This window comes from Natronospira elongata (genome assembly GCF_034931365.1).
GTDB classification, from domain to species: Bacteria; Pseudomonadota; Gammaproteobacteria; order Natronospirales; family Natronospiraceae; genus Natronospira; species Natronospira elongata.
The window spans coordinates 1-12587 of sequence record NZ_JAYGII010000051.1 but is presented as its reverse complement, the minus strand read 5'-3'; the positions used below and the strand labels follow the sequence as shown (position 1 = coordinate 12587).

Sequence of the window (12587 nt, the reverse complement as noted above, 5' to 3'; positions counted from 1 at the left end):
TGCGCCATGCTGGGACAGAGCCGGGAGGGTATACAGGGTCAGTTACTGGAAGCCATCGCTCATCCCGGTGAAGTAGAGAAGCTCGAGGATCGGCTGGAGGATTGTCTGGCACAGAAGAATGCCGTTTTCCAGCTTGAGCTGCGTCTTCGTCACCGGGACGGTCAGCCGGTCTGGGTTACCGCTACATTGACGCTGGTGCGGGATGAGAAGGGCAAGCCCCGTCACTTCATCTTTGTCGCTCAGGATCTTACTGAAGTGCGGGAGTTGGCTGAAGAGCTGGACTTTCACAGCCGACACGACCGGGTAACCGGCTTGCTTAATCGAACCGAGTTTGAGCGCCAGTTATGCCGCTTGATTGAAAGCAGCCGCCAGGAAGATCGTGAGCATGCCCTGTTTCATATGGATATCGACCAATTCAAGTTGGTCAATGAGACCGCGGATCATGCCACCGGCGACGACCTCCTGAGGCAGCTGGCCTTGCGTATACAGATGATGCTCGGTAGCAGCGAACGGATCGCCCGCCTGGGCGGGGACGAGTTTGCGGTGCTACTGCCGGATACCAGTTCGGAGCAGGCTTATCGCGTTGCAGATACATTGCGCAAAGCCGTGGAAGGGACGGAATTTCGCACCGCAGAGGGCGCTTTTCGAGTAAGCGTCAGTATCGGCCTGGTGCCCATCCGGCCGGATGCCGTCAGCGCCGGAGACGTTCTCAAGCAGGGCGATGCCGCCTGTTATGCCGCCAAGGATGAAGGCCGCAATCGCATCCATGTTTACCAGGCCGATGATGACCTTTTGCTGGACCGTCACGGTGAGATGCGATGGGTCAATCAGGTGGTGGCGGCTCTGGAAGAGGATCGCTTCGAGCTTCATTATCAGACTATCCGATGCATGGAAGACCCTGAGTGCTTGTGCCTGGAAGTCCTGCTCAGAATGGTTTCGCCGGAAGGTGAGCGAATCTCGGCAGGTCTGTTCATGCCGGCGGCGGAGCGTTACTCCGTGGCCCATCGGGTTGACCGCTGGGTGATTCAGCATGTGCTGGACTGGATCAAGGCGAATCCCGGCACTATGGAGGGCATTTCCCTGTTTACCGTCAATCTCTCCGGACGCAGCCTGGGCGACAAGTCCCTGCTGGATATGCTTTCTCGCCGGGTCATGGAGGCAGGCATTCCCACCGAGAAGCTCTGCTTTGAGATTACGGAGACCGCCGTGATTGCCAATCTTTCCACTGCCAGTGTCGCCATCAAGCGTTTACGGGAACTGGGTTGTCGTTTTGCGCTGGATGATTTCGGTATTGGTCAATCCTCCATGGCCTATCTCAAGAATCTGCCGGCGGACTTCCTCAAGATCGACGGCAGTTTCGTTCGCGACATCCTCGAAGACAGTCGGGATCGGGCCATGGTGGCCGAGATCAATGACCTGGGGCATATCACCGGCAAGCAGACCATTGCAGAGCATGTGGAATCGGCGGAAATTCTCGAGGTGCTCAACCTGATGGGGGTGGACATGGCGCAGGGCTATGCCATCAGCCGCCCCAGGCCGCTGTCGGAATTAGCCGGTTCCAATAGCTTCCCACAGGCCGGAGATCAAGGCGGATAAATTCAGGCGCTTTCCCCAGATCAATTATTCTATATTTGTTCGAGGTGTGTCCTCGCCGCCTCCGGACATGGCCTTTGTGAATTCTCCCGAAATCCTTCAGGATGCCATTCGAGGTCAAGCGGAGAGTTGTAATGGGTTCCAGTGAGTCGTCAGCAAACAAGCCGCGGGTTCAGCTTGAGCGGCTGCTCAAGTTGGCACGGGGTCTGCCGCCTTTGCCTATGGCGGTCGTTCACCCTGTGGACGAAGAGAGTCTGAGCGGTGCCCTGGATGCCGGACTGCAGGGGCTGATTGAGCCGGTACTTGTGGGGCCTGAACAGCGTATTCGGCGCTGCGCGGACAAGGCCGGCCTGGACCTGGGCCAGACTCGACTGGTGGATACCGAGCATAGCCACGAGGCCGCGGATACAGCGGCTGCCATGGCGGCCTCTGGCGAGGTGGCAGCGCTGATGAAGGGCTCGCTTCATACCCGGGAATTTATGGGGGCCATTGTCCCGCGAGCGGTCGGGTTGCGGACCGGGCGGCGGATGAGTCATGTCTGGGTCATGGATGTTCCAAGTTACCCCCGGCCATTGCTGATCACCGACTCCGCCATCAATATTCGCCCGGACCTGATGACCAAGGCCGATATCGTTCAAAATGCCATTGATCTGGCCGCCGCCATGGGCACCGCGAATCCCCGGGTGGCCATCATCTCCGCCACCGAGGAGGTCAATCCCTCCCTGCAATCCACCGTGGATGCCGCGGCCCTGTGCAAGATGGCCGAAAGGGGGCAGATCCGGGGCGGTCGGCTGGACGGTCCCCTGGCCTTCGATAACGCCATCTCCGAGGAAGCGGCAGAGGCCAAGGGTATTGGCGGCGAGGTGGCAGGTCGGGCCGATATTCTGTTGGCGCCCGATGTGGAGTCGGCCAATATGCTGGGCAAGCAGCTTCATTACCTGGCCGGGGCCGATGCTGCCGGTATTGTTCTCGGCGCCCGAGTGCCCCTTGTCCTCACCAGCCGGGCCGATGACCGCTTCGCCCGCCAGGCCGCCTGTGCCATTGCTCAGTTGATGCACAAGGCCGAGCAGGAAGGCCGCGACCGAGCCCTTCGGGAGCGTCAGGGCCTATGAGTGAGGCGCGGCTCCTGGTTCTCAATGCCGGTTCCTCCAGCATCAAGTTTGCGGTTTATGGCATGGCCGCTGAATCCCCTGCCTGGCATGGCCAGGCGGAGGGCCTCGGGGGGCGCAAGCCACAGCTGCTGATTCATGATGGCAACGGCGGCACCCCTGAGGTTCGAAAACTTCAGGATGGCAGTCACGAACAGGCCCTGCGCTGTCTGTTGGAATGGCTGGACCAGACGGTCGGCCACCAGTCCTTGCGCGCTGTGGGTCATCGGGTGGTCCATGGGGGCATCCGTCATGCGGAACCGGTTCATCTGGATTCGGAATTGCTGGACGAGCTGGATGATCTGTCGGGGCTGGCGCCCCTGCATCAGCCTCATAATCTCTCCGCCGCCCGCCACTTGATGAAACTCCGGCCCGAGCTGCCCCAGATTGCCTGTTTTGACACCGCTTTTCATCGCAGCCAGCCCTGGGTCGCGCAGCAGTTCGCCCTGCCGGCGGAATGGCAGGAGCGTGGGGTGCTGCGCTATGGCTTTCATGGTCTATCCTATGAGTTCATCGCCGGTGAACTACAAAGAATTGATCCGGCATTGGCCGAGGGTCGGGCGGTGGTTGCCCACCTGGGGAATGGAGCCAGCCTCTGCGGGATCAAGGGCGGTTTGAGTCAGGCGACCAGCATGGGCTTTACTGCCCTGGATGGTCTGCCCATGGGCCAGCGCTGCGGGGCCCTGGACCCGGGTGTTGTGCTGTATCTGATACAGCAGCAGGGTCTAAGCGTGGAGGCGGTTCAGGACCTGCTCTATCACCGCTCCGGCCTGCTGGGCATGTCCGGGGTCAGTCATGACATGCGGGAATTGCTGGCCAGCGATGAGCCGGCCGCGGCCCGTGCAGTGGCTGTGTTCTGCTACCGCGCGGCCCGCGAGATCGCCTCGCTGGCTGCCGCTCTGGGAGGTCTGGATGGATTGGTTTTCACTGCCGGCATCGGTGAGAACTGCCCGCCGGTCCGCAAGGCCATCGTGGATCACCTGGACTGGCTGGGTTTTAGCCTCGATGAGGATGCCAATGCATCCAATGCCGCGCGGATTCATTGTGCTGACAGCCGGCCTGTATATGTTCTGGCCACCGACGAGCAGGCTGTCATTGCCCGCCACACTCGCGAGCTCATGGCAACCATCCAGGATTGAGCCCCATTGCGCCGGGAACTTGTCACCCTCGCGGTCTTCATAAGACCTTATACTGTCCGAAATTGGACTGCCTGGCAGTGAACAATTCCAGGGCCCTCACGAGGCTTGAGTACCGGGACTTTCCATGACCGATCGTCTGAAGCAGTATTTCAACGTCCGCCGTGACGAGTTGCTCTCCGTGATTCTCGCCGGGCTGTTCTTCTTCTGTGTGCTGACTGCCTTGATGCTCTTGCGTCCCGCTCGCGAGGCGCTGGGGCTGCAAGGTGGCATCGAAGCGGTGCGCTGGTTATTCGTGGGCACCGCCTTCATTACCCTGCTGGTGAACCCGCTGTTTGGCGTTTTGGTCAGTCGCCTGCCAAGACTGTATTTCATCACCGCCACCTATGCCTTTTTTGGCCTCAGCCTGATCGGTTTCTATTTTCTGATGGTTGCCACCCCGGATGTCATAGGCGTGACCACCGGTCAGGTCTTCTATGTCTGGTTCAGTGTGTTCAACCTTTTTGTCACCATGGTCTTCTGGGCGTTGATGGCGGATCGCTTCTCCCTGGAGCAGGGCAAGCGACTGTTCGGCATGATCGCGGTGGGTGGCACCTGCGGTGCCATCTTTGGCCCCTGGCTGGCCTCCTTGTTGGCCGAGCCTTTTGGCACCCCGGTACTGCTGTTGGTCTCCACGGCATTTCTCGGGCTTGCCGTGGCCATGGCATGGGCGCTGGCCATGCAGCAACCGGAGAAGCCGCAGCCCGGTGCGGAGCTGGATCCGGATGCACCGCCAGCGGTGGATGAACATGCGGTGATCGGTGGCAGTGCCTGGGCCGGTTTCAAGGCGGTTTTTCAATCCCGCTATCTCATGGGTATTGCCGCCTATGCCGTGATTCTCGCCATCATGGCCACCTTTCTTTACTTCACGCGCTTGCAGATGGTCGCCGCCCTGGGCGATGACATGGACTATCGCACCACCATCTTTGCCCGGATTGATGTCATTACCCAGGTAGCCACGCTGATTCTCCAGGCCTTCATTGCCGGCCATCTCATGCGCCGGCTGGGTGTTCACATCACCCTGATGCTGCTGCCCCTGACAGCCGCGCTGGGTTTCATCGGCCTGGCCCTGGTTGCTTCCCTGGCCGCCTTGATCATCTTCGAGGCCTGTTTTCGCGCCGTGCAGCGTGCCATACAGCGTCCGGCCCGGGAGACGCTGTATACCGTGGTCAGCCGTGAAGACAAGTACAAATCCAAGGCATTTATCGACACCTTCGTCTATCGTGGTGGTGATGTGGTGGGGGCTCAGGTAGAAGGCCTGCTCGGGCGTTTGGGCATGGGCCTGGCCGGGATCGCCAGTGTTGCCGTGCCCCTGGCTTTGGTCTGGGCCGGTCTGGCCCTGTGGCTTGGGCGGGCACAGCAAGGACTGGTTGGGCGTCTGCCCGTTCCCCAGCAGGATGGACCCGGTAAAATGGCCGCTGCTGCGCGGCGGTAAACAGATCCTTCGACAAGGTGAGGAGATCATGATGATCACACGACGCGAGTATCTGAAGCTGTCCATGGCAGCCGGTGTAGCCCTGGCAATCAAACCCGGCATCATCTGGGCCGGAGATCGTGATCTGCCAATGATCACCCGCACCATTCCCGGCACTGATGAAGCCGTCCCGGTTGTGGGCCTGGGTAGTTCGGCTACCTTCCGCAGCGTTGCCGAAGCCGGTGAATACGATCGCATCAAGGCCGTGTTCGAGAAACTGGCGGGGCATGAAAATAGTGTCTTCGATACCGCGCCCGGCTATGGTGGCTCCGAGGAAGTGGCCGGGCGCCTGGTCAATGAGCTGGGCATACGCGACAAAGTGTTCTGGGCCACCAAACTCAATGTGGCGCCCCGCGGCGGTGGCAGTGCCGACCCCGAGGCCGCCCGAGAACAGCTGGAGCGCTCTTTCGACTTTGTGCGCAAGGATCCTATCGACCTGATTCAAGTGCATAATCTGGGTGACGTCGAGACCCAGATTCCCATCCTCAAGGAATACAAGGAAGAAGGTCGCATCCGATACATTGGTGTGACCACGACCTTCCCACGCCAATACGAGCAGCTCGAATCGGTCATGAAAAACTACGAGCTGGACTTTATCGGGGTGGATTACGCCATCGACAACCACACCATGGAGGAGCGCATCTTTCCCATGGCGAAGGACAAGGGTATCGGCGTGCTGGTCTATGCGCCCTTTGGCCGCACCCGTTTGTGGGAGAAGGTGGACGGCAAGGAAGTCCCCGATTGGGCGGCGGAATTTGACGCCCATACCTGGGGCCAGTTCTTCCTCAAGTGGGTCGTTGCCAACCCGGTGGTTACCGCAGCCACGCCGGCCACCAGCCGGGCCCGCCATATGGCCGACAACATGGGTGCCGCCCTGGGCAAGCTGCCGGATGAAGAGATGCGTGCACGCATGGTTCGGCACATCGAGTCCTTGTAGGTTCTATTGAGGATGGTCCGGATTCGAAGAGTGGATATAATCGAGGCACCCCCATCGCCACCGGTGCGGGGTGTTTCTTTTTTCTGCAAAGGGAGACAGCATGGAATCATCAAGAACAAGAATCATTGCCATTGCCGCCAGTGCGGGTTTGATGCTGGGCCTGATGGCCTGTGGGTCGGATGAAGAGGAAGGGGTAGCCGTATCCGAGGCGCAGCCCGAGGAGCCCATGGCCGTATTTGATATTGCCGGGCACTCTCATCGCCTGCCTATCCGCTGTTTTGTGAGTGATCGGCAAATGGCCATCTCGCCAGCGGACGCCGATGGCGAGGAATATGACCTGCCTGAGGGTATGAGCAGCCTTTCCCTGTCGGGAGATTTTACGGCTGAGCGAAACCAGATCGTGGTCATGGCCATGTCAGACAGTGACGATCCCCGTCACTACTATCACTGGGTGGTACGTGATGGCGACAATGCCCTGGGTGAGTTCAATGCCCTGGAGATTGATCGTGAGGCCGGCAGCGTGCGTGCCGAGGCGGTCTTCCACAACCAGGCCTATGACTCCGATGACTCCCTGTTCGGGCGCGGCGAGGAACAGCCGGGTACCGTCACCATCAGTTGCTAAACGTCCAGGTCACGCCTGTCGGTCGAGTGGCCGGCAGGCGGGCCGACTTAGCCTTCCGGCAGAGCCGGAGAGCGCTTGACCACCCCATAGGCGAAGCTGGTGTCGATTGAGCCGATTCCCGGAATGGTGTGGATGGTGTCGCGCACGAAGCGCTCGTAGTCGTCCAGGCTGTGGGTCACCACTCGCATCAGATAATCCCGCTGGCCGGTCATCAGAAAGCAGTCGATGATCTCGTCGATCTCCTTCACCCGCTGCTCGAACTCCTTCACCGTGTCTGTATCGTGCCGGGCCAGGGCAATGCGGACGAAGACCGTGATGGGGTAGCCATAGGCCTTCTGATCCACCACCGCCGTGTAACCCCGGATCACCTTCTGCTCCTCCAGCCGCCGTACCCGGCGCAGGCAGGGCGAGGGGGAGAGGTTCACCCGCTGGGCCAGCTCCTGATTGCTCAAACGGCCATCCAGTTGCAGCTCACGCAGGATTTTGCGGTCAATCTTGTCCATATCCCCTCTCGATTGGCAGAATCTGCCAAAAGACTGCGCCTTGGCGCCATGAATTGCAAGCAAATGCCCCGAAATAGGGCATAGCATCAGGGCATCGCCAACGGAAGACAGTCGCAAGACGACGGGAGCAGCACCATGGCCGCAGACAAGCACTCGGGTTTCGCCACCCGCGCCATCCATTACGGATACGACCCCCTGGAAGAGCAGGGCGCGCTCACCCCGCCCATGCACGTCACCTCCACCTTCGCTTTTGACAGTGCCGAGCAGGGCGCGGCCCGCTTCGCCGGTGAAGAGGCGGGTCATTTCTATTCCCGCATCTCCAACCCCACCGTGGAGCTGCTGGAAAAGCGCATGGCCGCCCTGGAAGGGGCCGAGGCGGCCCTGGGTTTCGCCAGCGGAATGGGCGCCATCACTGCCCTGATGTGGAGCTTCCTGCGCCCCGGCGATGAGCTGATCGCCGACACCACCCTGTACGGCTGCACCCACGCCTTCTTCAACCACGGCCTGACCGAGTTCGGCATCAAGGTTCGGCATGTGGATCTCTCCGACCCGGCCAATCTGGAAGCCGCCATCAGTGAAAAGACCAAGATGGTCTACTTCGAAACCCCGGCCAACCCCACCATGGATCTGGTGGACATCGAGGCCGTCTCGACGATCGCCAAAAAGCACGGCGCCCGCGTGGCCGTGGACAACACCTACGCCACCCCGGTCAACACCCGCCCCATCGAACTGGGAGCCGACTTCGTCGCCCACTCCGCCACCAAATACCTGGGCGGCCACGGCGACCTGGTGGCCGGCGTGCTGCTGGGCAGCGAGGAAGACATGTTTCATGTCCGCCTCACCGGCCTGAAGGACTTCACCGGCGCGGTCATGTCCCCCTTCACCGCCTTCCTGCTCATGCGTGGCCTGAAGACCCTGGAAGTGCGCATGGAGCGCCAGGAAAGGAACGCGATGGAAGTGGCCCGCTGGCTGGAAGCCCAGCCCATGGTGAAGAAGGTCTACTACCCGGGCCTGGAGAGCTTCCCCCAGCACGAGCTGGCCAAGAAGCAGATGCACGGCTTCAGCGCCATCATGGCCTTTGATGTGGAGGGCGGCGTGGAAGCCGGCCGCACCCTCATGAACAGCCTGCAGATGATCCGCCGCGCCGTCTCCCTGGGCGATGCCGAAAGCCTCATCCAGCACCCGGCCAGCATGACCCACTCCGTGCTCAGCCCCGAGGAACGCGCCGAACACGGCATCAGCGACGATCTCGTCCGCCTCTCCGTCGGCCTGGAAACCCCGGCCGACATCATCGCCGACCTGCAACAGGCCTTCGACAAGATCGACCAAAAAGTCGACCTCCGCAAGGCCGGCTGAACCCGCCTAAACCTGCACGCACTGCGGCCCGGGACACTGAAGCGTGTTCCGGGCCGTGTTTTATGCTGCCTGGATATTTCTCCCACCACTGCTATAATTTGTCTTATCTGTAAGACGTCAACCTTTATATGTCTTATATATAAGACAAAGTGAGCCAGCGTGGCAGGAGCTCGAACACATGCCTACTCCCATTACACACGGCAGGCGATTCGGCTGCTGGGTGTTCTGGTGCGTACCGGCCGGTTGGAAAAGCGTATGACGGCCCAGGAGTTGAGTGAGCGGGCCGGTATCTCCCGGGACATGCTTTACCGCATCGAAAAGGGCGACCCCCGGGTGCAGCTGGGGGCGGCCTTCGAAGTGGCCGCCATTGTCGGCGTGCCCCTGTTCGAGGCCGAGCCCGGGCCTCTAGACGCCAGGCTCCGCGCCGCCACAGACCGGCTTGCCCTCCTGCCCAGCGCTGTCCGCAAGTCACCCGGGAAGGTGAAAGATGACTTCTAGCTCGCCCCGGGAAGTCTATGTGTGGATTTGGCTGCCGGGCCAGACAGGACCCGTGGTAGCCGGGCGGTTAGCACCAAGCCCAGCAGGGCTGCAATTCAACTACGGGCAAAGCTATCTCCAGCGGGATGACGCGATTCCTTTGTACTGGCCAGAATTGCCGCTGCAGTCTGGACTGCTTCCATTGCGTCCGGGTTTGTCCATGCCTGGCTGCCTGCGTGATGGTGCGCCGGACGCCTGGGGCCGCCGAGTCATCCTCAACCGTTTGTTTGGCGACTCGGCCGGTGGGGTTGACCCCGGCGTTGTCGATGAACTGACTTACCTGCTGAACTCGGGTTCCGACCGTGTTGGCGCCCTGGATTTCCAGGCATCCGCCCATGAATATCATCCCCGCCTGGGGGGTGAGGCCAGTCTGGAGCAATTGCAGGAAGCAGCATCTCGGATCGAGCAGGGCCAGTCATTGCCGCCCGCGCTTGAGGAGGCGTTACTCCACGGCACTTCCTTGGGTGGAGCACGCCCCAAAGCCCGCATTCAGGCGGATGGTCGACAGTACATCGCCAAGTTCTCTAGCAGCACGGACGTGATCCCCACCGTCAAGATCGAGTTTCTCGCCATGCGTCTCGCCGCCCGTTTGGGGTTGAATGTGGCACAGGTGGAACGCCGTGAAGTAGCCGGGAAGGATGTGCTTCTCGTAGAGCGCTTTGATCGCCCGGGCGGCAAGCGAGTGGGTGAGCGCCGAATGGTCGTCTCCGCCCTTACGATTCTGGAGCTGGACGAAATGTTGGCCCGATATGCCAGTTACGAAGATCTGGCCAACATCATTCGCCATCGCTTCCATGAACCCCGTGCCACCTTGCGAGAGCTTTTCGGTCGTCTGGTATTCAACATCCTCTGTGGCAACACCGACGACCACGCCCGAAACCATGCCGCTTTCTGGGATGGTAACCACCTGGCGCTCACCCCTGCCTACGATATCTGCCCCCAGGCTCGAACTGGCAACGAAGCCGCACAGGCCATGCTGATTCAAGGCCAGAATCGAAACAGCCAACTCGACCTCTGCCGACGGGCCGCAGGGCAATACCTCCTGACACCGGAACAGGCAGACGACATCATCCAGCAGCAACGCCAAGGCATCCATGATCATTGGGCAGTAACCTGCGATGAGGCCGGGCTATCTGCTGCAGAGCGTCAAATGCTATGGGGTCGTCAGTTCCTCAACCCGTATGCGCTGGGTAAATGAGGGGAAAGCGGTTGCGAGCTCCACCGGGCAATCTGCGACCTGGCGGACCCGGGTACCGACAGCTACACTGAAGTGTAGTTATTAAAACCGAGCACAGGGAGTCGTGCGATCAAACCCCGAAAGCCACCGCCGCCTGAACCGTCATATCATCTCCATCGGACTGCGTACCCCGGCAAAGCCCGTCCCGAGGACATGGGTATAGATCTGAGTTGTGTTCAGGTCCGTATGCCCCAACAACTCCTGCACGGTGCGTATGTCCGCACCCCCGCGCAGCAACTCCGTAGCGAAACTGTGCCGGAAGGTATGGCAACTGGCAGGCTTGCCAATCCCACAGGCTCGAACCGCCTGCCTGACCCGGCGCTGAACCGCACTCACATGCAAGTGATGACGAACCGCCCGGTCCTCGTCGTCCAGACTCAGGCCCGGCGCCGGAAACAGCCATTGCCAGGGCAGGGAAGTCGCCGCATTGGGATACTTGCGGGCCAAGGCAAAGGGCAGGGAGACGGGCTGGCGCTTATCAAGTGGCGTTCGCCGCCATTGCGTCTCAACCCATTGCATCCTTTCCCTGAGCATCGCCGCAACGGCAGTCGGCAGTATCGTCGTTCTATCCTTGCTCCCCTTACCATCCCGAACCGTCAGAACGGCACGCCTCAGGTCCACATCCTTCATTCGCAACCGAGCCGCCTCCGTCACCCGCAGCCCGCTGCCGTACATCAAGGAAACCATCAACTGATAGGGTGCCTCCAGCCCCCGTATCACCGCCATGGCCTCCTCGTGACTGAACACCACAGGCAAGCGCCGTGGCCGCTTCGCCGGTCGTATGCCCTGGATCTCTCCAAGCGGCCGCTCCAGCACCGCACGATAGAGAAACACCAGCGCATTCAGCGCCTGGCTCTGAGTCGAAACCGCCACATGCCGCTCCGTTGCCAGGAAGCTCAGGAACTCCGCCACCTCCGCCTCCCCCATCTCCAGCGGATGGCGCATACGATGAATGCGAATGAAATAGCGAATCCAGTACCAGTAACTCTTCTCCGTCTGACGGCTGTATCGCCGAGTGCGAATCACCCGCCGCAGCTGCTCCCGCAAGCGCGGCCGATTCGCCTCGCCTTCCTGGCCCGAAGCAGACGGCCCCGCAGCCGCAACCGATTCCCCTTCAGATCGCAACCTACCCATCTCGCCACCTCCCTTTTGGCGCCTGTATGGATATACAGTATTATTGAGAAGGGCAAATGCGACTGTCAAGGTATCCCCATGGGCGGATACCAAAGGATTGCGCTATGTTATTGAAAGAAGGAAAAAACAACCGGAAACCAGACAACCTGGCCCCGGACTTATCGAGACAGCGCGTTATCCCCGATATACGCGCCAGACGTACAATCAGCTGTTATCTGCTTGAGGAATTGGATTGATGAGCCAACAAATAAAATTTCAACTTCCAAGTGTCGCAGCTCTTATCGTACTAATTGCGGGCTGTTCTAGTACCGCACCAACGGTAGATGATCGAGGATATGTGGCGCTTTCTGGGCAGCCTTCAATTACTTTTCAAACGAGTGGTTGGAGCTACACTAATACAGAAAATCCATTTATATTGACGCCCGACTATCTCACGAACGCAATGGTTGGTTTTAGTCGTTTGGAACCCGGTCAACCTATATTGCGTGGTGGCCCTCCGGTCCCAGATCAGATCAACGACAACACCATAAAACAAGCATTTGAGCATAAACTGGAGAACCAAAATAACCTAGGTATTGAAACCAAGAATATCGGGTCCTATTCAGTTGTTATAGCTTCCTACGAAGATGAAGAGAAATACCGTCAGGAATATGGCTTCGAGCTTGGCGGAGTCCTCCTCCATGTGATAGTTGTCGCCAATCATGGGCAATATGCGAGGGATGCGGAACAGGTAGCAAGAACTGCTATTGAAAGCATGGTGCAGAATGCGAGCCGCAGATAACCAGTCGCTCGAGTTCGCTCCGGCCCTGTTCGGGCCTACGCCGGACGGGTTTTCCGCTCCGCTACAAACCCGCCGCTCAGCTCGGCGTTA

At 60.0% G+C, this 12587-nt stretch carries 12 protein-coding genes; 10 read left to right on the top strand and 2 right to left on the bottom strand.

The annotated features are described in order from the left end of the window. The 6 genes from VCB98_RS12955 to VCB98_RS12930 form a co-directional block, all read left to right on the top strand. Positions 1-1596: putative bifunctional diguanylate cyclase/phosphodiesterase (locus tag VCB98_RS12955; protein ID WP_346053221.1), on the top strand; the 1596-nt coding region annotated here is incomplete at its 5' end. 131 nt (positions 1597-1727) lie between these two features. Continuing rightward, complete coding sequence (locus VCB98_RS12950) at positions 1728-2705, top strand: bifunctional enoyl-CoA hydratase/phosphate acetyltransferase (protein WP_346053219.1); 978 nt, start codon at positions 1728-1730, stop codon at positions 2703-2705. Beyond that, entirely contained in the window at positions 2702-3880 is a 1179-nt protein-coding gene (locus tag VCB98_RS12945; RefSeq protein ID WP_346053218.1) for an acetate/propionate family kinase, read from the top strand. Before VCB98_RS12950 ends, VCB98_RS12945 begins: the two co-directional genes overlap by 4 nt. Before the next feature lie 124 nt (positions 3881-4004). Beyond that, the gene (locus VCB98_RS12940; protein ID WP_346053217.1) at positions 4005-5351 is read left to right on the top strand and encodes an NTP/NDP exchange transporter; all 1347 of its coding nucleotides are present in this window, start codon (positions 4005-4007) and stop codon (positions 5349-5351) included. Positions 5352-5382: 31 nt separating this feature from the next. Continuing rightward, a complete protein-coding gene (locus VCB98_RS12935) occupies positions 5383-6327 on the top strand; it encodes an aldo/keto reductase (protein WP_346053215.1) in 945 nt (314 codons plus the stop codon). 100 nt (positions 6328-6427) lie between these two features. After that, positions 6428-6949 carry a hypothetical protein gene (locus tag VCB98_RS12930; protein ID WP_346053213.1) on the top strand — a complete coding sequence of 174 codons (522 nt, stop codon included), beginning with the start codon at positions 6428-6430 and terminating at the stop codon, positions 6947-6949. A gap of 47 nt (positions 6950-6996) precedes the next feature. On the opposite strand, the gene VCB98_RS12925 is transcribed toward VCB98_RS12930, so the two are convergent. Further along, a complete protein-coding gene (locus tag VCB98_RS12925) occupies positions 6997-7452 on the bottom strand; it encodes an Lrp/AsnC family transcriptional regulator (protein WP_346053212.1) in 456 nt (151 codons plus the stop codon). Between the two features lie 135 nt (positions 7453-7587). On the opposite strand from VCB98_RS12925, the gene VCB98_RS12920 reads away from it, so the two are divergent. The 3 genes from VCB98_RS12920 (at position 7588) to VCB98_RS12910 (ending at position 10543) form a co-directional block, all read left to right on the top strand. After that, a complete protein-coding gene (locus tag VCB98_RS12920) occupies positions 7588-8808 on the top strand; it encodes a methionine gamma-lyase (protein ID WP_346053210.1) in 1221 nt (406 codons plus the stop codon). Positions 8809-8967: 159 nt separating this feature from the next. Continuing rightward, positions 8968-9306, top strand: coding sequence for a helix-turn-helix transcriptional regulator (locus VCB98_RS12915; RefSeq protein WP_346053208.1), 339 nt, complete (start codon positions 8968-8970; stop codon positions 9304-9306). Next, on the top strand, positions 9296-10543 hold the full coding sequence (locus VCB98_RS12910; protein ID WP_346053206.1) for a type II toxin-antitoxin system HipA family toxin: 1248 nt from the start codon (positions 9296-9298) through the stop codon (positions 10541-10543). The genes VCB98_RS12915 and VCB98_RS12910 overlap by 11 nt, the downstream gene beginning before the upstream one ends. 141 nt (positions 10544-10684) lie before the next feature. Here the strand turns inward: VCB98_RS12910 and VCB98_RS12905 are convergent, their stop codons facing one another. Continuing rightward, on the bottom strand, positions 10685-11716 hold the full coding sequence (locus tag VCB98_RS12905) for an integron integrase (protein ID WP_346053204.1): 1032 nt from the start codon (positions 11714-11716) through the stop codon (positions 10685-10687). Between the two features lie 235 nt (positions 11717-11951). On the opposite strand from VCB98_RS12905, the gene VCB98_RS12900 reads away from it, so the two are divergent. Further along, entirely contained in the window at positions 11952-12497 is a 546-nt protein-coding gene (locus tag VCB98_RS12900; protein WP_346053202.1) for a hypothetical protein, read from the top strand. Positions 12498-12587: the final 90 nt, after the last annotated feature.